General features: G+C 58.8%; 21 protein-coding genes. 12 read left to right on the top strand and 9 right to left on the bottom strand.

Annotated features, from left to right (window positions below):
• Positions 1-304: 304 nt before the first annotated feature.
• The 7 genes from QUE75_RS19145 to QUE75_RS19115 all read left to right on the top strand — a co-directional run bounded on the left by QUE75_RS19145 (position 305) and on the right by QUE75_RS19115 (position 6,415).
• The gene (locus QUE75_RS19145) at positions 305-1,765 is read left to right on the top strand and encodes an S-type pyocin domain-containing protein (protein WP_286252581.1); all 1,461 of its coding nucleotides are present in this window, start codon (positions 305-307) and stop codon (positions 1,763-1,765) included.
• Positions 1,762-2,169 (top strand): hypothetical protein, encoded by a 408-nt coding sequence (locus tag QUE75_RS19140; protein ID WP_286252579.1) that lies wholly within the window; start codon positions 1,762-1,764, stop codon positions 2,167-2,169. Before QUE75_RS19145 ends, QUE75_RS19140 begins: the two co-directional genes overlap by 4 nt.
• Positions 2,170-2,293: 124 nt before the next feature.
• Positions 2,294-3,436 carry a sterol desaturase family protein gene (locus tag QUE75_RS19135; protein ID WP_286252577.1) on the top strand — a complete coding sequence of 381 codons (1,143 nt, stop codon included), beginning with the start codon at positions 2,294-2,296 and terminating at the stop codon, positions 3,434-3,436.
• Between the two features lie 92 nt (positions 3,437-3,528).
• Entirely contained in the window at positions 3,529-4,518 is a 990-nt protein-coding gene (rluF, locus tag QUE75_RS19130; protein ID WP_286252575.1) for a 23S rRNA pseudouridine(2604) synthase RluF, read from the top strand.
• A 95-nt stretch (positions 4,519-4,613) separates the two neighbouring features.
• Complete coding sequence (locus QUE75_RS19125) at positions 4,614-5,246, top strand: MarC family protein (protein WP_061332004.1); 633 nt, start codon at positions 4,614-4,616, stop codon at positions 5,244-5,246.
• A 35-nt stretch (positions 5,247-5,281) separates the two neighbouring features.
• Positions 5,282-5,866 carry a gamma-glutamylcyclotransferase gene (locus QUE75_RS19120; RefSeq protein ID WP_058090829.1) on the top strand — a complete coding sequence of 195 codons (585 nt, stop codon included), beginning with the start codon at positions 5,282-5,284 and terminating at the stop codon, positions 5,864-5,866.
• A gap of 135 nt (positions 5,867-6,001) precedes the next feature.
• Positions 6,002-6,415: a hypothetical protein gene (locus tag QUE75_RS19115; RefSeq protein ID WP_146136838.1), complete on the top strand. Its 414-nt coding sequence runs from the start codon at positions 6,002-6,004 to the stop codon at positions 6,413-6,415.
• Here QUE75_RS19115 and QUE75_RS19110 read toward each other — a convergent pair.
• On the bottom strand, positions 6,393-7,322 hold the full coding sequence (locus tag QUE75_RS19110; protein WP_286252571.1) for a DMT family transporter: 930 nt from the start codon (positions 7,320-7,322) through the stop codon (positions 6,393-6,395). The two genes, QUE75_RS19115 and QUE75_RS19110, sit on opposite strands and share 23 nt — an antisense overlap.
• 243 nt (positions 7,323-7,565) lie before the next feature.
• Between QUE75_RS19110 and QUE75_RS19105 the strand changes: the two genes are divergently transcribed.
• Positions 7,566-8,513: a LysR family transcriptional regulator gene (locus QUE75_RS19105; protein WP_286252569.1), complete on the top strand. Its 948-nt coding sequence runs from the start codon at positions 7,566-7,568 to the stop codon at positions 8,511-8,513.
• A 178-nt stretch (positions 8,514-8,691) separates the two neighbouring features.
• Here the strand turns inward: QUE75_RS19105 and QUE75_RS19100 are convergent, their stop codons facing one another.
• Positions 8,692-11,196, bottom strand: coding sequence for an acyl-CoA dehydrogenase (locus QUE75_RS19100; protein ID WP_286252567.1), 2,505 nt, complete (start codon positions 11,194-11,196; stop codon positions 8,692-8,694).
• A 207-nt stretch (positions 11,197-11,403) separates the two neighbouring features.
• On the opposite strand from QUE75_RS19100, the gene QUE75_RS19095 reads away from it, so the two are divergent.
• Positions 11,404-13,047, top strand: a complete 1,644-nt coding sequence (locus QUE75_RS19095; RefSeq protein WP_286252565.1) for a methyl-accepting chemotaxis protein — start codon at positions 11,404-11,406, stop codon at positions 13,045-13,047.
• Here QUE75_RS19095 and QUE75_RS19090 read toward each other — a convergent pair.
• Both QUE75_RS19090 and QUE75_RS19085 read right to left on the bottom strand, forming a co-directional pair.
• Positions 13,037-13,927 carry a prenyltransferase gene (locus QUE75_RS19090; protein WP_286252564.1) on the bottom strand — a complete coding sequence of 297 codons (891 nt, stop codon included), beginning with the start codon at positions 13,925-13,927 and terminating at the stop codon, positions 13,037-13,039. The genes QUE75_RS19095 and QUE75_RS19090 overlap by 11 nt on opposite strands.
• A gap of 31 nt (positions 13,928-13,958) precedes the next feature.
• Positions 13,959-14,846, bottom strand: a complete 888-nt coding sequence (locus QUE75_RS19085) for an AEC family transporter (RefSeq protein ID WP_061331998.1) — start codon at positions 14,844-14,846, stop codon at positions 13,959-13,961.
• A gap of 197 nt (positions 14,847-15,043) precedes the next feature.
• Here QUE75_RS19085 and QUE75_RS19080 point away from each other — a divergent pair, with 197 nt between their 5' ends.
• Positions 15,044-16,225, top strand: coding sequence for a MalY/PatB family protein (locus QUE75_RS19080; protein WP_286252559.1), 1,182 nt, complete (start codon positions 15,044-15,046; stop codon positions 16,223-16,225).
• On the opposite strand, the gene QUE75_RS19075 is transcribed toward QUE75_RS19080, so the two are convergent.
• From QUE75_RS19075 to QUE75_RS19065, 3 genes are read right to left on the bottom strand one after another with little or no spacing between them, the layout of a single operon-like run.
• Positions 16,220-16,747 carry a carbohydrate-binding protein gene (locus QUE75_RS19075; protein ID WP_138436072.1) on the bottom strand — a complete coding sequence of 176 codons (528 nt, stop codon included), beginning with the start codon at positions 16,745-16,747 and terminating at the stop codon, positions 16,220-16,222. The two genes, QUE75_RS19080 and QUE75_RS19075, sit on opposite strands and share 6 nt — an antisense overlap.
• Entirely contained in the window at positions 16,744-17,712 is a 969-nt protein-coding gene (locus QUE75_RS19070; protein ID WP_286252557.1) for a DMT family transporter, read from the bottom strand. The genes QUE75_RS19075 and QUE75_RS19070 overlap by 4 nt, the downstream gene beginning before the upstream one ends.
• Positions 17,713-17,758: 46 nt before the next feature.
• Positions 17,759-19,177, bottom strand: a complete 1,419-nt coding sequence (locus QUE75_RS19065) for a succinylglutamate desuccinylase/aspartoacylase family protein (RefSeq protein ID WP_286252556.1) — start codon at positions 19,175-19,177, stop codon at positions 17,759-17,761.
• 191 nt (positions 19,178-19,368) lie between these two features.
• Here QUE75_RS19065 and QUE75_RS19060 point away from each other — a divergent pair, with 191 nt between their 5' ends.
• Positions 19,369-19,527: a YqaE/Pmp3 family membrane protein gene (locus QUE75_RS19060; protein ID WP_068351496.1), complete on the top strand. Its 159-nt coding sequence runs from the start codon at positions 19,369-19,371 to the stop codon at positions 19,525-19,527.
• A gap of 13 nt (positions 19,528-19,540) precedes the next feature.
• Here QUE75_RS19060 and QUE75_RS19055 read toward each other — a convergent pair whose 3' ends face one another.
• Positions 19,541-21,169, bottom strand: coding sequence for an MBL fold metallo-hydrolase (locus tag QUE75_RS19055; protein WP_286252550.1), 1,629 nt, complete (start codon positions 21,167-21,169; stop codon positions 19,541-19,543).
• A gap of 288 nt (positions 21,170-21,457) precedes the next feature.
• Between QUE75_RS19055 and QUE75_RS19050 the strand changes: the two genes are divergently transcribed.
• On the top strand, positions 21,458-21,886 hold the full coding sequence (locus QUE75_RS19050; protein ID WP_058090816.1) for a thioesterase family protein: 429 nt from the start codon (positions 21,458-21,460) through the stop codon (positions 21,884-21,886).
• On the opposite strand, the gene QUE75_RS19045 is transcribed toward QUE75_RS19050, so the two are convergent.
• Positions 21,883-22,212: a Na+/H+ antiporter subunit G gene (locus tag QUE75_RS19045; RefSeq protein WP_058090949.1), complete on the bottom strand. Its 330-nt coding sequence runs from the start codon at positions 22,210-22,212 to the stop codon at positions 21,883-21,885. The genes QUE75_RS19050 and QUE75_RS19045 overlap by 4 nt on opposite strands.
• Positions 22,213-22,218: the final 6 nt, after the last annotated feature.

Raw genomic sequence — 22,218 nt, 5'->3', positions numbered from 1 at the left:
AGAAACGGCAGAGTCCGAGCCTGGGTGGGCCGGGCTCTGCGGCTTTTTCTGGTTTGATCTTGGATAGGCGCCAGCTTTCCGGTACATTTGTCCACACTACAGGCATGGATTGTGCCGATTAATACTTTGTGGAAACACGGACGTGACCAGAATAGCAGACCCGCACTCGCTTGCGCTTCACGAAGCGTTGATGATCGAGGGTGGCTGGGACCAATACTCCGATAGGGAATTGGCCAGCTACCTTTCGAGCTCCAGTTTCACCCCTGCCCGATTAAGAGACCAGTTTGCCAGTGGCGAGTTGGTGTTGCTCAAAGAGATCCCTGCGGCTCCCGTTTTCAGGCTGGTATCCGGGCGCATTGTTCCCACTGAAAGCACCTCTGCAGCCATTGCAGAGAATGCCGTCACGGCCTTCGAAAAACGCTTCGGTGACCGGCAAGCGTTTCCTTCCAGAGGCACCGCCTACGCTCATTCCGATAGCCTGGCACCACCACCGAAGCTCGACTACACGCCAGAAACCCCGGTAATTGAACCGCCACCTGAGCCGCTTCCACCGCCTGTGGTAATATCGGAAAACTTTGCCCTTCCGCCCCTGGGGCCAAAGGTATTCGCCAAGTCCTGCACCCGGCCCTCCGGGAATACCGACAGCAACGAAGGACAGGAAAAGGCCAGTAACTTTGGCACACTTGCGATGCTTGCCCCCGCCACCGTCACCAGCCCTGGTGCAAAAGGCTTGCGGCCGCTGGGCTTGATCTCCGGCTCGGCAATGAGACTGGCAAAAGGCTGGGCTATGGCGGCGCGTATTGGTGCCAGCGTAATGAGTACGGCTGCCAGCACAGTACTTTTGGCACTCTGGCCATCCAAGCTGGGCGACAGCACCCTGTACACTGAGGAAGAACTCCTTGAAATGGCTGAGGCGGCCATTCGGGTACGTTTTCATCTGCACGTGGATGCCACCGGAAACCTCCGGGTGGCCGGCTATCACGTTAATGACAGTACCGGATACAAAGACCGGGTTCCGGTTGCTCACGCAGAGCTCGTGGGCGAGAATTTTGAAGTGGTGGTTGACGACGACTTCACCCTCGTCTGGTATCCGGATGACAGCGGCCACCGCCCGGTTGTGAGCACCGAATACCCGGCGGATTCCGGGATTGATCCCTATAGCATTCTGGTGACGCCCATCCAGGAGGATGGCCAGGAACATTCGCCGCCGGGCTACCAGCGGCCCTTTGAGGATCAGGTTGAGCTGATCGTAAGTTTTCCGAAGGATAGTGGGATTGAGCCGTTGTATCTGGTTTTTCAGAAGCGGGCTGATAGTGCCGGAGATAGTGGCTTAGTCAAATATGTTCAGCAATCACCAATTGATTTTGAGCATGTACTGAAGGCTGACTACACGAGTAGAGGAAAACCGACCGGCGGCCATACGTTGCTTTATGGCGATGTCAGGATAGTTCCTGGCACCGAAACGATGCCTGATGTTGCGGGTGTATACATGGCTACTGTTGAAGTCCAAGATCCGGCGAATCCAGGGCAGTGGATAACCAAGACGAGTAACAACTCTAGCAACACGATGTTCCCTAAGGATTGGGACGAAACCCGTATTAAAAGTGAAGTTGATGCAGCTTGGAATGATCCAAATAAAATTGTTCAGGGTGACAAGTGGATTTCTGTAACTCCCTCCGGTGTTAGAGTTGAGGGTTGGATTTCACCAAGAACGACAGTTTATCCAGTGTACCAGGCCCCAAGAACACTTAGAGGTGAGAAATGAAATTAAAATTGTACTATTCCGATGGCGGAAAACATCCTGTTCTAGGGCAAATCTATCATCAGCGCCAAGAGTTTTCTGGTGAACTTGAAGTGGCCCGGTATCAGCGATATCTAGCCAATACCTTAACCAGCATTGCTCAGAATATTGAGGACTGTGACAGGATACTATCCAAAATAAAAATGTTTGAAGAAGGAAAAATAAAAACTCTAGAGGTGGAAGGTAACGACGTTGACGTTTTTATCTCAAATAATTTTGTTCAGATTAACATAAATGTTAATGAGGATTGGGTCGGTCAAGAAGAAGGTAGATTCTCACTTGAGGAATTCAAAGCAGTTCTAAGTGCATGGAGAAAGTTTCTCAATCTCCCCGAGACATTAAGTTCAGAGATCACTGCAGAGTTATAATTCATAGCAGTTGTCCGGTGAAAATTACTTCTATTGTAAGATAGGGTCAAAGCAAAGCCATCGCTTGGAACGATAAGAAAAATTTTCTCAAACGAGTGCGGAACAGAACATTTGCAGGGAACGCATGAACACGGAACACGATACCAATTACCAATACCGCGAGCGGGTGGTAGAGCCCCGTCCGGAAAAAGAGCTTCGCTTTCGGAACGGACGAATTCCCGGATATTTTTCGATATTTCTCGGCGGCTTGAGCCTGGCGGCGGTGCTTGCCTACCTGTTCCCTTCCTACCTGACTACCACCGATCTTCGTGCTGCGTATGATGCTGAGGCACTTCAGGATGTCTTAAAGTACGGCATGTGGTTCTCCCTCTTTTTCGGCATCACCACTTTTGTGCTTGATCGGCGCAAACGGCTTGGCGCTGCGGGCATTGCCATGACGCTGATCGCGTTTGCTCTGGGTGGTTACAATGTTCCTGTTGGGCCGGTGGAGCCGAAACCGCTGTCGCTCGGTGTGGACTGGCTGATTTTGGCCTTTCTGAGTTCCACTATTGTCTTCACCAGCCTGGAGAAGCTCTTTCCGAAGTATCGGGAGCAGGTCATCTTGCGGGATGAATGGGGTCTGGATTTCTTTTACTTCTGCCTGAATCACTTGCTGATCTCAGCAGTTCTTTTATTTGGCAATTTCCTGGTGACCCACTTCGAGTGGGTGGCCAGCGACAGCCTGCAGGTGGCGATCCAGAGCACGCAGTTATGGCTGCAGGTCGTACTGCTGATTCTGGTTGCCGATTTCGTACTGTATTGGGAACACCGGGTATTCCATGAAGTCCGTCGGCTGTGGCCGTTTCATGCGGTCCATCATTCGGTGGAAACCATGGACTGGCTGGCAGGCTCCCGTGCCCATGTGGTTCAGATTTTCATTGAACGTGGATTGGTTATGCTGGCTCTGTATCTGCTTGGTGCCAGCAAGGAAGCACTGGATATCTACGTGACGTTCGCCGCGCTGCAGGCCATCATTATCCACAGCAATCTTAACGTGCCCTGGGGGCCGATTAAGTACCTGTTGGTAACGCCGCAGTTTCATCATTGGCACCACAGTTCGGAGAAGCCGGCCATTGATACCAATTACTCGGCACACACGGTGCTCTTTGACCGGCTGTTTGGCACGTACCATTTCCCGAAGGCGCACTGGCCGGCGGAGTATGGTACCACCCAGAAACTGCCGGGTTCCTACCTGGGGCAGCTGTTCTATCCGTTCCGCAGGCGCTGACCGGCAGTTGCCGTCAGGGTGATGCAATGGGATGATGCGCGGGTTGTGTGCTGACCGCGCATTTACCCATCATTTGAAACCGGCAGGATGTCATGGCCAACCGAACCTCCACCCGACTGAACAAATACATCAGCGAGAGCGGCATGTGTTCGCGCCGGGATGCTGACCGGTACATCGAGCAGGGCAACGTGCACATCAACGGTCGGCGGGCCCAGGTGGGAGACCAGGTGTTGCCGGGCGATGTGGTGAAAGTGAACGGCCAGGTGGTTGAGCCCCGGGACGAGGAAGATCTGGTCTTTATCGCCCTGAACAAACCGGTGGGCATTGTCAGCACCACCGACAGCGCGGAGAAAGACAATATCCAGCGCTTTGTCGGCCACAGCGAGCGCATTTTCCCCATTGGCCGCCTCGATAAGGATTCCCAGGGGCTGATTTTCCTCACCAGCAATGGTGATCTGGTGAACAAGATCCTGCGGGCCGGCAATAACCACGAGAAAGAATACCTGGTGACCGTCGACAAGCCGGTGACCCGGGAGTTTGTGGAAGGCATGAGCAACGGCGTGCCGATTCTGGGGACGATGACCAAGCGCTGCAAGGTGGAGAAAGTCTCCCGGTTTGTCTTCCGGATCATATTGGTGCAGGGCCTGAACCGCCAAATCCGCCGGATGGCGGAATACTTTGGCTATGAGGTGACGAAGCTGGAGCGGGTGCGGATTATGAACGTCAGCCTGCAAGGTTTGCCGGTGGGCGCCTGGCGGGATCTGACGGAGAAGGAACTGGCGGTGCTGTTTGATGCCATTCGGGATTCGTCTTCGGAAGCAACGCAGTCGGCGGCCAGCAAGCCCCGCAAGAAACCCGCCGGGGCCAAAGGTGCCCGCCCGGGTGCCGGTGGTAAACCGGCCAGGGCCGGCGCAAAGCCTTCAGGTAAACCTTCCCCCGGCCGAGGTGGAAAGGGAGCCGGTAAAGGCACCGGCAAACCGCCTGCAGGCAAGCCTGGCCGTGGCCCGAAGGCCGGTGGGCGCACGACCGGCCCGAAAGGCAAACCCGGCAAGCCGCGCAAGCCCTCCATCAAGAAGCGTTGATCCGTTCCGCCGGCCAATAGGTTCTCTTCCTTACGGCAGAATCTGCCCACAGGCGCTATGCTTACCGGCTTTAACCCCTGGCCGGATTTGCTTGAATGTTTGAATCGTTTTTCGCCACTTATCTCAGCAGTACCATCCGTTTTCTGTTCCTGCTGGCACCGTTCTTTGTGGTCACCATGTTCCTGGCGCTGACCCGCGGCCTGCCGGCGGCGGAGAAGGCGTCGATCATTCGCCGGGCCTGTGTTTCGGCGTTTATTTTGGGTGTGGTGCTGTTCTTTGCCGGGCCGCTGTTGTTCAGCGCCATCGGTATTACCCTGAACTCTTTCCGCATTGGCGCCGGCAGCCTGCTGTTCCTCACGGCTATCAGTCTGGTGACCAGCGGCACTCGCAACCATGCCACGGGCCTGCCAGAGGAAGACCGCGACGATATCGCCGTGGTGCCCCTGGCCATTCCGGTGATGATCGGCCCGGCGACCATCGGTGCCATCATGGTCTACGGTGCCGAGCTGAAAGCTGTTCACGAAGTGGCTGGCGGTTTGCTGGGTCTGGTGTCCGGCTTGCTGATTCTGGCGGTGTTGTTGCGGTTGTCCGGCTACCTGGAAAAAGTGCTGGGTAAAACCGGCCTGAACATCATGTCGAAAATCAGTGGCCTGATTCTCTCTGCCATGGCGGCGGAAATCGTGCTGACCGGTATCGCCGGCTTTATTGCAAGCACTCAAGGCGCCTGACAGAATCAGGCCTTCGTATCGTCTGCAGGTTTGTTATGCCCGCCAACACCATTGATCACAATCGTACCCGCTACAACTTTGACGGCATCGACTCGGTCTGGTTGTTCGGTTACGGGTCTTTGATTTACAAGGTGGATTTCCCGTTCCTGGAACAGCGGCCGGCCTCCATTCGCGGTTGGGCTCGCCGGTTCTGGCAGGGTTCCCACGACCATCGTGGCACGCCTGAGGCTCCTGGCCGGGTGGTCACGCTGATCGAGCAACCCGGAGCGGTCTGCCGGGGCATGGCGTTCCGGGTATCGCCGAATGTCTTTGAGTATCTGGATGTGCGGGAGAAAAACGGTTACCTGCGCTTCAGCACCACCATGACCTTTGACGATGGCAGCCATGCCGAGGGCTTGGTGTATATCGCCACGGAAGACAACGAAGCGTTTCTGGGCGAGGCTCCGGAAGCCGATATTGCTGCCCAGATTGCCGCAGCGGTTGGCCCCAGTGGGCCCAATTCCGAATATCTGCTCAGGCTGGCGGAGTCCCTGCGGGCGTTGGGGGATGACTGCCGCCATACCTTTTCGATTGAATCTCACCTCACCCGTTCCGGGCCTGTCGAGGCTTCGGACAGTTAAACGTCAACCCATGTAAAGCTTGTGCAAAACCGGCCCTTGGGCGCTGACATCTCCCTTCTGATCATTAATCTGGTGGCAAGGCTTCACGGAATGTTTCCGTTTAGCATGGTTCCAGTCGATAGGGACGGGAGAGTCATGATGAAACGATTACTGATCAGCAGTACCCTGATTGTCGCCCTGGGCTTTGCCGGTATGGCCCAGGCAGACGGCTACCGTGGCCACGGCCATCCGCCGGGTATCCAGAAGCAGTTGGACCGGGGCAAGGCGCTGCCACCGGGCCATCAGAAGAAAATGCTGCGTGCCGAGCATCGCCGGTCTTACCATGATCGCCACCGCGACAACCGCTATCGGGATAATCGCCACAAGCATCGGTACGACCGCCGGGACTATGGTAAAAAGCATTCCCATTACCGATACAAACCGAAGTACCACAACCATCGCAGTGGTTACCGGTCATCCCTGGGGTACAACGACCGGATACCGCCGGAGTATCGGGCAGCCCGGATCATTCGTGATACCCAGATTCTTATTGACCAGACCCGCCGGTAGGTTCGGCAACCAGCCTTTCCGGGCGCTCTTCCCGGGCTGCGGGGTTAAACCCCCGCGCCGGGGTGCGGCGCCGGTGCCGCAAGCCAATCAGCACCAGCGGCACCACAATCATCAGACTGCCGGCCAGGAACCACAGGTCCGGCACTTCACCAAACCAGATCCAGCCAATGGCGACGGCCCAGATCAGCCCGGTGTATTCGGCGCTGGTGACCTGGTTGGCATCCACCTGCCGGTAGGCCAGCAACACGGTGATGTTGTAGCCGAGGATGAACAGGGCTGAGCCGGCGGCGCTGATCAGGATCTGCGGGTTCCAGGCCGCGCCTTCCCAGAGCGCCAGGGCAGCGGCAGCCGGCACAATCAACAGGTAGTTCAGGAACAGCTTGTGGACGGTGGTCTGCTCTTTGGGCAATTGGCGCACCATTACAGCGTTGATGGCGAGGGCGAAGGCAGAGCCCAGGGCCGCAATCACTGCCCAGTTGAATTCCACCGGGCGCAGGATGACGATGATGCCGGCAAAGCCACTGAAGACGGCGGTGACGCTCAGGGGTGTGAGTTGTTCCCGGAAGAAAAAGGCGGAGAGCACCATCACCAGTATCGGGGCAGCGTAGAACAGGGCGTTGGCGGTGGCCAGCGGCAAGTTGGTGAGGGCGATCACCATGCAGACGATGCCGACCAGGTGAATGTGGGCGCGGATGGCGTGGATTTTCAGGCCGCCGAAGAGGTTCTGGCGGTCGAGTTTGCGGGCCAGAGGGATCAGGAAGGCCAGGGTCAGGAGGCAGCGCAGGAAGGCGAACTGGAAGACGGGGGCGCCGGGTTCCAGCATTTTGATAAATACATCGGAGAGGATGGCCATGGCGTTGCCGATGACCAGCAGCAGAATGGCGCTGTTGACGGTTTTGCCTGACACTTTGGTTCTCTCCTCTTTATCCTGGCCTTCGTGGTTTGGTGGAAGGATCAGGTCGGGTTGCCCCTCCGAAAACCGCTGCAAGTACATCCCTGTACGCTTGCTTTCCGCCATCCATGGCTACAAGCATTTTCGGAGGGGCAACCCGACCTGATCCCCGAATCTCGTTGGAGAGTCTAATGAAGTGCTAATATCCGATAAAATGATGATTATTAGCCATCCATTAGAAAATTAGATACTAAAACGATGAAGCTACCTCCACTGAAAGCTCTTCCCGTATTCGAAGCCGCTGCACGGCTTAACAGCTTTTCGGCGGCTGCCGAGGAACTGTCGATCACGCAAAGTGCAGTCAGTCACCAGATCAAACAGCTGGAAACCTATTTGGGTGAGCGGCTGTTCTGGCGCTCGGGCCGGAAGGTGACGTTGACGGATGAGGGGCGGCAGTATCTGGATGCCGTTGGTTCGGCATTGTTGCAGATTGAACGGGCCAGTGAGCAATTGTTGGGGCATGAGGAGTCGCGGCTGAGGTTGTCGGTGTTCAGTTCGTTTGCGGTGCGCTGGCTGGCGCCGAGGTTGCCGGATTTGCAGCGTTTGCATCCGCAGATTGATCTGGCTTTGGAGATGAGTAGTGAGAATCCGGTGTTGTCGGATAGGGTGGCGGATTGTTTTATTACCATTCACCGGGATTCGCGGGCCTACAGTTACGATCTGCTTTATGAGGAGCGGTTGTTCCCGGTGTGTAGTCAGGACTATTGGCAGCGTATACGGCGGGAGTTAGGGCGGGATGCGGAGCCAGGGCGGCGGGATGAGCAGCCGATAGCGCCGGCAGTGATGGCCCGGTTTCCGTTGCTGTCGACTCACAGTATCTATGACAGGCAGGGCGGTGACTGGGAGGCCTGGTATCAGGAGGCCGATATGAAGCTGCCTGCGTCCAGTCGGCTGCTGCATTCCAGCCATATGCTGTTGTCGCTGGAGGCGGCGCGCTTTCATCAGGGCATTGCGTTGACCAATGACTACATGCTCAGTACCCGCAAGGATTCGGCGGATTTTGTTCGGTTGCCCGCCCATTCGGTGGTGACAGGTGACAAGTTCTACTTTGCCTGGAAGACCAGTCGCCGGCGGGAGCGTGGGATTCAGACGCTGCGCCGCTGGCTGGTGGATGAGGCTATTCGGGGTGGGCTTCGTGGGGAGTAACCTTCTAGCAGCCTGCGGGTTCTGGTGTTTTGAGCAGGGCGGGGGCAGTCCTTGGCAGGAGGCCTCCCAAAAATGTGCGGAGCCATGGATGGCGGAGCAGAAGCGCCACAAGGATGTGCCGAAGGAGCGGTTTTTGGGAGGCCTCCTGCCAAGGACTGACCTCCACCGAACTAAAAGGCTAGGAACCTGAGCCAGGCCGCTCTACAACCTTGCGTTTGCCCTTGGCACCCTTGGCCAGGGCTTTCAGGCCGTCGGCGTCGAAGGCATCCACCCGGATGACGTCATACAGGGCTGTCAGCGCTTCTTCCATTTTCGGGCACTCGTCCGCCTTGATGATGCCCTGGGCGCAGGCCCAGTCCACCAGCTCTTTACGTTGATGGCCCATCAGCAGGGCAATGCCGTCCAGTTCGTCTTCGTCGCGGCTGCGAATCGCTTCGTGCAGGCGCTGGCGCATCTCGGCGGTTTCGTTGGCCAGTTTGTAGGCGTTGAGTACCCGGCCCAGCGGGTCGTCTGGATCCATGTTGATAAAGGTGCCCCGGCTGATGCGTTGGCGCACCGGGGTATCGTTCACAATGGTCGCGGCCACTTTCGCTCCCAGTTTGTCGTCCGGGCCGTTCAGGCCGGTCGCGCCAAGTGGGAACACGATGAGTCGCAGCGGCCAGCGCAGGGCCGGGACCGGGAAGTTGATGATGGCATCGCGCATGGAATCCTGCAGGTCGTGCAGGCAGGTTTGCAGGCACCATTCCACCAGGTCTCGCTGGTCGTCCGGGTAGCCTTCTTCATGCCATTGCTTGATCACCGCGGTGGCGTAATACAGATGCACCAGGCAGTCGGCCATGCGGCCAGACAAGCGCTGGCGGGCTTTCAGGCCGCCGCCGACGGTCAGCAGGGTGACGTCGGTCATTAATGCGAAGGCAGCGGAGAATCGGCCCAGCTGGCGGTAGTATTTCTGGATGTCGCCCTGGCGTGGCGCGGTTTCCAACCAGCCCTTGCTCAGGCCCAGTACGAACGCCCGCAGGGCATTGCGGGTGGTGTGGGCCAGGTGGCGGTAGAAGATGCCATCGAATTGTTTTGCAGCCTTGTCCTGGTCTTCCATGCCGGCGGCTTCGATTTCTTCCACGATAAACGGATGGCAGCGAATGGCGCCCTGGCCGAAGATCATCAGGCTGCGGGTCAGGATGTTGGCGCCTTCCACGGTAATGCCGATGGGCACTGCCTGGTAGGCCCGGGCCAGGAAGTTACGGGGGCCGGTGATCACGCCCCGGCCGGCCACTACATCCATGGCGTGGTTAATGACTTCCCGCATCAGGTCGGTGTTGCGGTATTTCAGTACCGCCGAGGGCACGGATGGGCGAACGCCCCGGTCCAGCATGCCGGCGGTGAGCAGGCGGGCGGCATCCATCATGTAGGTGTAGCCGGCGATGGGCTCCAGGGCTTCCTGAACGCCTTCGAACTGGCTGATGGTGCGGCCGAACTGTTCCCGGGTGTAGGCGTAGGCGCCAGTGGCAAGGCTTGCAAACTTGCCGGCGCCGGTGCCGAGAGCCGGCAGGGAGATGGAGCGGCCGATGGACAGGCATTCCAGCAGCATTTTCCAGCCTTTGCCGAGCATGTCTTGCCCACCAATCACCTGTTCCATGGGGATGAACACTTCGGTACCCCAGGTGGGGCCATTCATGAAGACGGTGTTCATGGGCAGGTGGCGGGCTCCGGCGTTCACGCCGTCGGTCTCCCGGGGCACCATCACACAGGTCACGCCGATGTCGTCCTGATCGCCGATCAGGTGTTCAGGGTCATAGACCTTGATGGCCAGGCCAATCAGGGTCGCTACCGGGGCGAGTGTGATGTAACGCTTGTTCCAGGTGACCTTCAGGCCCAGCACTTCCTTGCCGTTCCATTCGCCCTTGCAGACGATGCCTTTGTCCGGAATGGCACCCGCGTCGGAGCCGGCCACCGGTGAGGTCAGGGCAAAACAGGGGATTTCCTTGCCCTTGGCCAGGCGCGGCAGGTAGTGGTGTTTCTGGTCGTCGGTGCCGTAGTGCATCAGCAGCTCACCCGGGCCCAGGGAATTGGGCACCATGACGGTCACCGCTGCCGATACGCTGCGGGTGGAGATTTTCATCACGATTTCGGAGTGGGCAGTGTTGGAGAAACCCAGGCCCCCGTCTTCCTTGGGAATCACCAGCCCGAAGAAGCCCTTGTCACGGATGAACTTCCATACCTTGTCGGGCAGGTCGTAGTGTTCGTGGGTGATCTGCCAGTCATCCAGCATCTTGCAAAGTTCTTCCACCGGGCCGTCGAGAAACGCTTGCTCCTCGCTGGTCAGATGCGCCGGAGCGGCGTCCAGCAGCTTGTTCCATTCCGGTTTGCCGGAAAACAGTTCGCCATCCCAGTCTACGGAACCGGAGTTCAGGGCTTCCTGCTCGGTTGGCGAGAGCTTGGGCAGGCGGCTGCGGACCCAGCCCAGTAAGGGCCGGCTGAATTTGTCCAAGCGCAGGTCGCCGGGCAGGGTGATCAGTAACGCCAGCGCTAACAGCAGGCCGCCGATGACAAAACTGAGAAGGTGCCAGCCGTCGTTGGCGACCCCGACGAGGGTGGCAACAGACATCACGATCGCAGCGGTTTTGCCGCCGATGCTGAAATAGACCAGCACCAGGGCACTGAGAACCAGAAGCAGAACACTCATGGAAAGACCTCCATATCATTACCAGATCAGGCAGATTTGCCTCTAACCATCGGCCAAAGTCCAGGCAGTTGCAAGGAAAACGGACGGCTCGATAGGGGACTGAGTGGCAGACGGTTAAAGAATTTACAAAATCTTGCAAAAGTAATAAATCCATTCCTTTTTTTTAATCGTAATTCTCTCCACTTAACCAATATGTGGAGTGCGTATATGACGGGCCAGCTCACAGTAGCAAAACGCCTGGCGTTGGGATTCGGGCTGATGGTAGCGCTGATGGTGCTGGTCAGCGTTGTGGGTAATCACCAGGTGGGATTCATTGACCGGACCCTGACCTCGGTTAATGAGGGCGCCTCACTCAAACAGCGCTTCGCCATTAATTTCCGGGGCAGCGTGCATGACCGGGCGATTGCCATTCGGGATGTGGTTCTGGTGAGCAGCGATACAGCCCTGCGTGGACATCTTCGCACCATTGATGACCTGGCGGCGATGTACCGGGAGAATGCGGAAGCCATGTCCCAGATGTTCCAGCGCCAGGGGGCCACGGATCAGGAGCGCCGTTTGCTGCGGGACATCGAAGCCACCGAACAGCGAACCCTCGCCCTGACCGATGAGGTGGTGACTCTGCGAACTGCAGGCAATACCGAACAGGCCCGACGCCTGTTGCTGGATCAGGTTTCACCGGCTTACAGCGAGTGGCTGGCGCGGGTCAACGCGTTTATTGATTATCAGGAAAACACCGTTGCCGCTGACTTGGAAGAAGTGCGCGACGCCGCCAGTGGCTTCAACATCATGATTCTCTCCATCACCGGCTTTGCCGTACTGGTCAGTGTGCTGGTGGCCACGGTCATCATCCGCAAACTCAAGCGAATCCTGGGTGCGGAGCCAGAGGAAGTGGCGGCCGCCATCCGGCAGCTGGCGGACGGCCAACTGGATCAGAATCTCGAAACCCGCTATCCCGGCAGCGTGATGGGCGCTCTGGCGGATACCATTGACCGGTTAACGGGCATCATCCGTGAAGTACGGTCTGCCGCCGAGGAGCTGTCCAATGCGTCTGGCGAGCTGGAAGATACCTCAGACAACAACAGCAAACAGATCCGTATGCAGGCCACCGAGGCTGAGCAGATGGCCACCGCGGTGAACCAGATGGCGGCCACGGTGAACGAGGTGGCGGGCTTTGCCGCCAATGCCGCGACGGCAACCCGCAAGGCTGACCAGGAAGTGGAAACCGGAAATCAGGTGGTCAAGGAGACCGCCACCTCGATCACCGAGTTGGCGAACAAGCTGGAGGACGCGGCGGCTTCTGTAAGCCGGGTGTCTGAAGACAGCGGTAATATCGAGAAGATCATCGAAGTAATCAACGCCATCGCCGAGCAAACCAACCTGCTGGCGCTGAATGCGGCGATAGAAGCCGCCCGCGCTGGCGAACATGGCCGGGGCTTTGCGGTGGTGGCTGATGAAGTGCGTTCCCTGGCATCCCGTACCCAGGATTCCACCCGGGAGATTCAGGACATGATTGGCCGGTTGCAGGCCGGTGCTGGTGAGGCCTCCAGTGAAATGGAACGAAGCCGGGATCTGGCTCGGGTGACGGTTGAGAAGACCGCCGAGGCAGAAACCGCGCTTGGGCGCATCCGGGAAGAGGTGGCTTCCATCAACGACATGAATGCCCAGATTGCCAGCGCTGCAGAAGAACAGAGTTCAGTGGCGGAGGAAGTGAACCGCAACATCGCACGGATTCACGATGCCACCATTGAAACCTCTGCCGGATCGGATCAGGTAGCCGGTGCCAGCCGGGATCTGGCCGTGCTGGCGGGTCAGTTGCGCTCGCGGGTCAGCGTGTTCCGGTTCAGAGGCTGAGCCCGACCATCAGCAATGCCAGGGTCGACAGCAGGGTGACCACATTGGCACCAAGCAACCGGTTAAGTTCGCCTGCTCTGTCCAGGACATGGGGCAGGCGCACGCTGATCCACAGCGCCAGTGGCAACGGCAGCAGGGCGATCAGTGCTGTGGTCGGCAGAATCCCGGTCAGAATGCCGGCTCCGATCAGCAGATAACTGCCGGCAAGCAGGCCAGCCACTATCCTGCTGGCGGTTTCCGGCCCAAGGGTGATCACCAGGTGCCGGCGGCCAACCTGCCGGTCGGCATCCGCGTCGGGTATCTGGTTGATCAACAGCAGCTCGCTGACCAGAAGCAGGGCGACGGCTGCGCAGATAAGGGCGGCGGCGTCCAGCCGGGCACCCAGGGCCACCAGGGTGCCCAACACCATCACCGGGCCAAAGCCAATGCCCGGTGCCAGCAGGCATAACAGCGGCGAACGGGTGATCCAGCGGGTATAGGTCAGCACCAGTACCACTCCACCGGCACCAAGAACGAACATGGGCACACCCCGAAGCCACAAAAAGTACACGCCGATGGCGACCACCAACCCCAGGGTGCCGAGCCCGGCCCACAATACCCTCCGCGCTGCGGAGGGTACTTCGGGTAGTGCGCCACTGCCGCCGGAGAAAGGGGTGCGCCGGGTGATCAGGTCCAGTCCGGACCGGAAATCCTCATATTCATTGAGCAGGTTAACCGCCGCATGGGCCAGCACGGCACCCACAAACACCAGCAGGGTGTCGATCAGCGCCGGAGGCTGGCCCTGTTGCCAGGCAACGGCCAGGCCCAGTCCCACACACAGTGGCGCAAGCAACAGGAAGTTCGGGCGGGCAGCGCGCACCACCGCAACCGTTTCAGACATCCGTTAATCATCCATGTGAATTGAGGGCTGTTCAGGCGTAGCCCGCGGCGAACACCAGGCCCAGGACAATGGGCATGACTACCAGACTGCCCAGGTTGCTCAATAACACCAGCGATGCCACCGCGTGGGGTTCCTGCTGATACTGCTCCGCCACCATGTAGTTCAGCACGGCGGGTGGCAGGGCCGCGAAGACCCACAGGCAGGCTACCTGAAGGCCCGGCAGGTCGAGCAGGGCAATCATTGGCCAGGCCAGCAGCAAGCCGCTGACCGGGCAGGCAATGGCGCCAATCAGCCCCAGTTTCCAGTCCCGGAAATCCACATCCAGCATCCGCACTCCCAGGGCAAACAGCATCAAGGGGATACACACGCCACCCAGCATGTTCAGGGTTTCCAGCAGCCAGCCAGGCAGGGCAACACCGCTGAAGTTAACCGTTAGCCCGGCGATGCTGGCGAACACGATCGGTAGCCGCAATCGCCGGATGATGGAGGTGTGCGGGTCCAGCATGTACAGGCCAACGGAAAAGTGTAGCAGCATCTCGACGATGAACAGTACGATCGCCGCCGGCAGTGCCGCCTCACCGAACGCCAGTACCAGCAACGGAATGCCCATGTTGCCGGAATTATTGAACATCATCGGCGGCAGGAAGGTTTTCAGGTTCAGGTTCAGAACGCGGGCCACCGGGTACAGAATGATGCCAGAACCTAGCACCACCACTGTTGCCGCCAGGGCCAGCCAGCCATAGTCCTGCAGGGGCGCCTGCTGGTCGGCCAGTACGGCAAACACCAGCATGGGCACGAACAGTTCCATGTTGAGAACGTTCAGGCCTTGAATGTCTGGTGTGCGGTAGCGGCCATACAGGGCGCCGCAACCGGCAATCAGGAATACCGGCAGCATGGTAGCTAGGATCTGGCCGATCATGGGGAGAACTCCGACAAACGTTCGGGACGACAACCATCAACAAACGGTTAGGTTCGCAAGTATCGGCCCGTTTCGGCAAGCAAAACTTGCCCATGTTCGACCAAAGCGGGAGGCGCCTGCCACGGTTGGTTGCGGTCGTTGGCCGGGGCTACCACAATAGCCCTCGGCAGCCTTTCAACCAGTTGGGGAGTTCGTTTGTGGCCAGTGCGTTTGATCAGCCTGTTCGACGAGAAAATACCTGCTCGGTCAAATTTGATGCCCGCCAGGCGGTGTTTGGCCGGGAGGATGTCATTCCCGTGTGGGTGGCGGATATGGACTTTGCCGCGCCCGAGGCGGTCACCCGCGCCCTGACTGAACGGGCTCGGCACCCGGTATACGGCTATACCCTGTTTCCTGACAGCCTGTACCAGGCAATGATCGACTGGTTTGCACAGCGCCATGGCTGGCACATTCGCCGGGAGTGGATACTGATGGCACCCGGAGTGGTGCCATCTCTGAATGCCGCCTGTATGGCCTACGCCGAACCCGGCGAGGGCGTGATTATACAGCCGCCGGTGTATCCGCCTTTTTTCAGCTCGGTGCGCCAGAGCGGTCGTGAAGTGATCGAAAACCCCCTGGTTCAGGATCCGCAGACCGGGCAGTACCGGATGGATCTGGAGCATCTCGAGCAATGCGCTGCCCGGCCCGATGCCAGGGTGCTGTTGTTGTGCTCCCCCCACAATCCGGTCGGCCGGGTCTGGACGGAAGCGGAGCTCAAAGAGCTGCTGGCCATTGCCCGGCGCCACAATCTGGTGGTGCTCTCGGACGAAATACATTGCGATCTGACCTATCCGGACGCGGCACCGCATACCGTCCTGGGTAGACTCGCCGGAGAAGAGGATGCTCTGGTGACGGCGGTGGCTCCGAGCAAGAGTTTCAACATGCCCGGTCTTGGTCTGTCGGCCCTGGTGATCACGGACCCGGATCGGCGCAAAGCCATGAAAGCGGTGTTTGAGTCCATGCACTTGCCCCAGTGCAACCCGTTCAGCATTGCCGGCTTTGAAGCGGGTTATCGCCACGGCGCCACTTGGCTGGATGAACTGCTCGGCTATCTGCAGGCCAATCGGGATTTTGTGGCCAGCGCGGTGTCCCGGCGATTGCCAGGCATTGACGTCGCTGTGCCGGAAGGCACGTATCTGATGTGGCTCGACTGTCGGAGCCTGGAGCTGGATGACGCCGGCCTCAAACGATTTTTCGTGGAGGAGGCCGGCGTGGGCATGAACCCGGGTTTGTCCTTCGGGCAACCTGGCAGTGGCTTCATGCGCCTGAACATCGGCTGCCCGCGATCCGTGCTGGAGGAGGTGATAGCGCGGATCGAGGCAGCGTTGGCTGGCCTATAGTGCTGGTTGCGACTGAATGGCGCAGTGGTCTTCCACCAGCTTCCAGTGTGGTGGCTCCTGGATACCCGGCATGTCGCCCTTGGTATCCCGGATAGCTTCCCAGATCTTGCCGCCATGGCTGACCTGGCTGCCGACGGAGTAACTTTCCGCAAACAGCCATTGTTCCGGGCGTTCGCAAAACTCTGTGTTACTGTCCGTCTGGGTAACGCCTTCCTCCACATCAGCCGGGTCTATGGGGTCGGGCGGCCTGTTTTCACCACCACAATCTGGCACCGAATGTAAGCGTTTCCAATCGAACGTGATACCCGGCTCCATACCCTCGTGAATTTCACGGGACTCGTACCAGTTGTCGTTGTGAAACACCACGGACCCCGCCGGGTAATAGCGGCTGGGCACCCACTCATGGTCTTCCGGATCACAGGCCTCGGCAGACGCCAATGCAGGCATGCCCAGTGCCAGGATGATCAACAACAGACCATAAAGAGTGCGGGCTCGCCTGATGCTGGTGGTGGCTTTCATCATGTGTCTCTCCCGTTTTGTTCCTGACTCCGAAGTGAATACGCAGCTTGTCGGCGACCGGTTCGCGTGGCCAGTACCAGGCCTGCGAGTATCAGCAGGCCGCCAATCATGTGAAACACGCCAAGCGACTCGCCCAGAAAAATGCCGGCCAGTATAGATGCGAATACTGGGGTCAGGTACATGAATATCGCGGCCCTGGCGGGGCCGATCGCATGCACGCCGTGATTCCAGAATGCGTAGGCAAGGATACCGGGGAATATGGCGAAATACAGTAGCGACATGGCCGTATTTCGGGTCAGCTCGAAGCCTCCGGCGAAGAAAAACAGGTCGACCAGGTAAAACGGCAGGATCACCAGCGTGCCCAGCAGAATCTGGGTGGTCAGGAAAGTAAGGGCCGGTAACGGCACCGCCTGCCGTCTGAGCAAGACTGAGAACAACCCCCAACTGAAGACGGCCGCCACCATGATCAGGTCACCGGGTTGTGCCTGAAGGCCGGTCAGAACCGAGAGCTCGCCCCGGGCTACCACGGTCAGGATGCCTCCGATGGCCAGGGCGATGCCTAATGCCTGAATTGGCCGGGTGCGGTCGCCCAGAAGCATCCACGCCAGCAGGGCCACGAAAATAGGAATGGTGGCATTGATCAGGGCAATATTGGTGGCGGTGGTGGTGATGGCGGCGTAGTACAGCAGTGAATTGAACGCCGCCACACTGAAGGTGGCCAGCGCCAGCATCGAACCCAGACGGGCATGGATGACCCGGCGATGATGCCACATGCCGGGGAACCCGAAGGGCAGCAATATGGCGAGGGCAATCACCCAACGCCAGAAAGACATCGACAGGGGCGGGACATGCTCAACCGTGCCTCGCGCGACCACGGCATTGCCGGCCCAGAACAGCGGCGTAAGCACCAGGCCCACATAGGCCAGGCCGGGAATTCGGGATAATATGCCAGAGTTTGCCGAAGACACATGAACTCCTGTGGATCATAGGCTGTCGGGTAAAACCCCTAGCATACTACTCGCCTGGAACTTCTGCCTCCGTACCAATGTGGTAGGCGGCAAAGCCGGCCATCACCACCTGATCCACTGCCATGCCGATGATCCGGCCGTTGGAGGTGGAGCGTATCGGGTGTTGCTCATTGGTAATCGGATCAGCCACATAGCCCAGGACCTCGCCTTCGGAGACATTGGCACCCAGGTTAATCTCGCTGAACAGAATGCCGCCGTGTTCGGCGCGCACCCAGGTGGAATCGTAATAGACCGGTTCCGGATCGCCCCACACAAACATCCTGGAAATCATGCCGTGCTTTTCCAGCAGGCTGTTGAGGCTATTTACCCCCGCTTCAATCTGATGCTCCTGAATTCGCAACGACTCCCCTGCTTCCATGGTCACGGCGCGGATGCCTGCCTGGACGGCTGCCGTGCGCAGCATGCCAGGGGAACCGGAGCTGTGCACCACCGCCATGCGGTCAAACCCACGGGTGAATTCCGCCACGTCCGGATTGTTCATGTCGGCCCGCAGCTGGGGCAGGTTGGTGCGCTTGAGGGAACCGGTGTGAATGTCCACCAGCATGTCGCAGTGCCGAATGACATTCTCGAACAACGAATAGGCCACCCGGTCGGCAAGGTTGCCGTCCTTGCGGCCCGGGAAAAAGCGGTTCAGATCCCGACGGTCCGGCAGGTACCGACTGCCCTGCTGGAAGCCGGTTAGATTGACAATAGGCACGCCGATCACCCGGCCACTGAGTTTCTCCGGATTGAGGTCATACATGGTGCGGCGAATAATCTCGATGCCGTTAAGCTCATCGCCATGTACGGCGCCAGTCAGGCACAGGGTTGGCCCGGCATTCACGCCGTTGACCACCAGAACAGGGGTAATTTGTGACAGGCCGGCAATCTGGATCTGTGGTGACCAGGCCAGCCGCGTGGAGGTGCCGGGCAGCACTTCCTTGCCAAGCAGGGTGAAACTTTCGGCTGGCAGGGGTTCTGCCGGCGCGTCAGCTTCGTCCTCGGCGGCGGGCGTTTCCCCTTGTGCGGTATCTTGCAAGGCCTGAACCTCCTCTGCAGACAGTTCCGCACCCGGCAGGGTTTCCGGTTCCGGCTCAGGTTCCGGCAGGGGTGCTACCTCTTTCAGGTCGATGTTGGGGGCAATCTTGCGGGTAACGGGTGCCACCAGGGGTTTGACCGTTTGTGTTTGCTGGTCGGTAACTGGTGCCGATGGTTCCTGCTCGTCGTCGCTGGCGTCGTCATCTTCGCCCGGACTGCGGCGGGGTTCGGAGCGCACCACATCCTCAACGTTTTCATCCTCTGCGAGTTGGGCCACCAGCACAGACGAATCGTTGGTGTCGGCCAAAGTGACCGTCGGCAGGGCGGCAACGAGAAGCCAGATCGGAAAGTGTCGGATTGTGGAGTGTCTGGGCCTTTGAAACAGCATAAGTCCTCGAGTACCTGTCCAGTGGCCCCAAGGATAGGGCCCTGTATGGTTCATGAATACCGCTGTGACAGAGGTTTAATGCCACTTTCATGATCACGGGCCCATCTGTAATGGCCCGATGTGGTTGAATGTAATAACACTGCTATCTTTCAGAGATATGACTGTTATACGTGCCACGAGGAGAGAACTAAATGGACCTTTTGCGAATTCTGGTTGCGATTCTGTTACCGCCGTTAGGTGTTTTTTTACAGGTGGGCCTGGGCAAGCATTTCTGGATCAACATACTGCTGACCATCCTGGGCTACATTCCCGGCATCGTGCACGCAGTGTGGATCATCGCCAAGAAGTAGCCCGGTACCCTGGCTAGTGGGCATGCCAGAGGTTGTCTGACTGGTATGCCCGGTGTTCCGCCTCAAGTTTGAGGAGGTGTGCCAGGGCTGATCGTGCTGCCAGGCCATGAATGGCTGCGGGTACATCGTCGTAGGCTTTCGCCGTCAGGTCTTTCAGGGACACCGGCGCCAGTGCTTCCAGTGCCCGGAAGATCTTGTGCTCCCGCGATAACCGGTGGGTGATCAGGTAATCAATCACTGCCTCCGGTTGCCCCATCAGAAAGCCGTGTGCGGGCGCGATAAAGCGCACAGGCTCCTCCAATAGCTCGTAGAGGGATTCCACATAGGCCTTAATATCGCCGTCCGGTGGATTGATCACCACCGTCGAGCCCTGCATGATGTGGTCACCGGAGAACAGCAACTCCTGGTCCGTCAGCAGGAAACACAGGTGGTTGGAGGCATGCCCGGGGGTATGGATCACCTTCAGAATGCCCGCCTCGCTGACAATCAGGTCGCCATGCTCCGGCTCGTCGTCCGCCTTGAAGGACTGGTCCTGGCCTGCGCCCTCCGGGGCTGGCCAGCCAAACACCCGGCAACCGGTTCGTTCTTTCAGAACCGACACGGCCGGTGAATGATCCAGATGGGTATGGGTTACCAGCACCTGGTCCACCACCCCGCCGGTCACTTCCAGAATCTTTTCGATGTGGGCCTCGTTCGCGGGCCCGGGATCAATCACCGTAAACCGCTCAAAACCCAGAATATAGGTATTGGTGCCCGGCCCGGTCATCATGCCCGGGTTCGGTGCCGTCAATCGTACTACACCGGCCGCCACCTCCACCGCTTGCCCTGGCACAATCTCCGCCCGGGTGGTGCCTTCCCCCTCCGGGTCCAGCTTGACCGCCTCATCGTAAGCCGGCGCGTTTGGCTCCAGCATCACCGGCTTGCCCTTGCGAAGCGCCGGCCAGGGATCGGTCGGAAACGCCTCGGGTGGATTGGCATGGGCATAGCGCATCAGCTCGGCGGTGGTATTGAAATCACACAACACCCGCAGGGTACGGATCGTCGGCAACCCCAACAAACGCTGGCCTGCCCGATGCTCCTCTAACGCCTGCGCAGGCGACATCCACACATGATCAATCGTCTCCTGACCATCATGCCCGGCCCGTTGCCCTTCCGGCGCCACCGCCACAAAAAACCGCGTATCAAACCGCCGCGGCGGCCCCGGCGGTGTCACCCAATGGCTTAAATACGCCAACCGGTCCAGCGGCACCACCAGCCCATGCTTCTCACACAACTGCGCCAGCGACACCTCATCCCGGAACAATGCGTCACGCTCACCAAGCACCGGATGCTCCGCACCGATTAGCTGACCGCTGCCGTCCTGAGCCAGCAGAATCCCCGCCTCCTCAAAACACTCCCGAACCGCCGCCAACATAAAATCCGCGCCACCTTCATCCAGACTCATGGTCTGACTGATATCCGCGTCTTCAACACCCACAACATGCGGCTGCGCCTCCGACTCCTGCTCATTCACCGCTCCGCCGGGGAACACATAGTAACCAGGCAGGAAAATGGCCTCCCAGGTGCGTTGCAGCAGAAGCACTTCAATGCCGTTTTCGGTATCGCGGGTAAGAACCAGGGTGGCGGCAGGGCGAATATCCATAAGTAACTCTTATTATGACGTTTTGTTGGGCGCTTGCAGGAAGTCTGGGCGGGGCTTGGGGCTGGGCTTTCCAGAACTGTGCGGAGCCATGGATGGCGGAGCCCAAGCGTCACATGGATGTGCCGAAGGAGCGTGTTCTGGAAAGCCCAGCCCCAAGCGCCGCTTACTCCGAAACAAAAAGCGCAGGAACAAGAAGCAAGATACCCGATAGCACCATAAGATGAGAAGTCACAACCGGAAGCGTATGATTCAGCCCAATCCAATGTTGAACCCGATCAGGACACCCCCGTGGCAAGAATCAAACTCGAATTCCCGGACAACGCCTTCAGCTTCGAAACCCGAATGCCCGTTCGAATCACCGACATCAACGGCGCCAACCATCTGGGCAACGACGCCCTCATCTCCATGCTCTCCGAAGCCCGCGCCCAGTTCCTGGTCGAACACGGCATCGAAGAAGCCGACCAGAACGGCACCGGCATTATCGTCACCGACCTGGCCACCATGTACCAGGGCGAATCCTTCTACCCGGACATGCTGCGCTTCGAAGTGGGCCTGATGGATTTCAACAAATACGGCGGGGATTTCGTGTTCCGGGTCACCAAAGCCGACACCGGCCAATCGGTGGCCATGGCCAAATACGGTTTTGTGTTCTTCAACTACAAAACCCGGGAAGTCACCCCCATGCCCGAGAGCTTCCGGGCCAGGTTTGCCGGCTAACGGTCCGGGTAATTCCGGCTCGGGCCGCCCTTATCCACACCCCGGAACAGGGCGGCCTTGGCCATCATATGGGCGCTGACTGGCGCCGTCACAAACAGGAAAACGGTCACAATCGCCTCATGCACGGACAGCGCGCCGCGCTGGAAACTGAAAAACAGCAACGAGCCGATCAGCAAACAGCCCAGGCCCAGGGTGCTGGCCTTGGTGGGCCCATGCAGACGCATGAAAAAATCCCGCAACCGTGCAAGGCCAATAGAGCCAATCAGCGCAAACAAGGCACCGGCCACCAGGAACAGCGAAATCACCAACTCAAGAACGAACGGCATGGATGA

It is taken from the genome of Marinobacter shengliensis (genome assembly GCF_030297115.1).
Taxonomy (GTDB): Bacteria; Pseudomonadota; Gammaproteobacteria; order Pseudomonadales; family Oleiphilaceae; genus Marinobacter; species Marinobacter shengliensis.
Note: the sequence above shows the minus strand (reverse complement) of the source record. Positions and strands in the feature narration are given on the sequence as shown.

Bases quoted from the DNA above. Each gene is read 5' to 3' on its own strand.
- QUE75_RS19065 (WP_286252556.1), bottom strand. From the start codon at position 19,177: ATGCTGTTTCAAAGGCCCAGACACTCCACAATCCGACACTTTCCGATC.
- QUE75_RS19060 (WP_068351496.1), top strand. From the start codon at position 19,369: ATGGACCTTTTGCGAATTCTGGTTGCGATTCTGTTACCGCCGTTAGGT.
- QUE75_RS19075 (WP_138436072.1), bottom strand. From the start codon at position 16,747: ATGATGAAAGCCACCACCAGCATCAGGCGAGCCCGCACTCTTTATGGT.
- rluF (WP_286252575.1), top strand. From the start codon at position 3,529: ATGGCCAACCGAACCTCCACCCGACTGAACAAATACATCAGCGAGAGC.
- QUE75_RS19135 (WP_286252577.1), top strand. From the start codon at position 2,294: ATGAACACGGAACACGATACCAATTACCAATACCGCGAGCGGGTGGTA.
- QUE75_RS19085 (WP_061331998.1), bottom strand. From the start codon at position 14,846: ATGATCGGCCAGATCCTAGCTACCATGCTGCCGGTATTCCTGATTGCC.
- QUE75_RS19055 (WP_286252550.1), bottom strand. From the start codon at position 21,169: ATGGATATTCGCCCTGCCGCCACCCTGGTTCTTACCCGCGATACCGAA.
- QUE75_RS19095 (WP_286252565.1), top strand. From the start codon at position 11,404: ATGACGGGCCAGCTCACAGTAGCAAAACGCCTGGCGTTGGGATTCGGG.
- QUE75_RS19140 (WP_286252579.1), top strand. From the start codon at position 1,762: ATGAAATTAAAATTGTACTATTCCGATGGCGGAAAACATCCTGTTCTA.
- QUE75_RS19105 (WP_286252569.1), top strand. From the start codon at position 7,566: ATGAAGCTACCTCCACTGAAAGCTCTTCCCGTATTCGAAGCCGCTGCA.
- QUE75_RS19100 (WP_286252567.1), bottom strand. From the start codon at position 11,196: ATGAGTGTTCTGCTTCTGGTTCTCAGTGCCCTGGTGCTGGTCTATTTC.
- QUE75_RS19115 (WP_146136838.1), top strand. From the start codon at position 6,002: ATGATGAAACGATTACTGATCAGCAGTACCCTGATTGTCGCCCTGGGC.
- QUE75_RS19125 (WP_061332004.1), top strand. From the start codon at position 4,614: ATGTTTGAATCGTTTTTCGCCACTTATCTCAGCAGTACCATCCGTTTT.
- QUE75_RS19120 (WP_058090829.1), top strand. From the start codon at position 5,282: ATGCCCGCCAACACCATTGATCACAATCGTACCCGCTACAACTTTGAC.
- QUE75_RS19045 (WP_058090949.1), bottom strand. From the start codon at position 22,212: ATGCCGTTCGTTCTTGAGTTGGTGATTTCGCTGTTCCTGGTGGCCGGT.
- QUE75_RS19090 (WP_286252564.1), bottom strand. From the start codon at position 13,927: ATGTCTGAAACGGTTGCGGTGGTGCGCGCTGCCCGCCCGAACTTCCTG.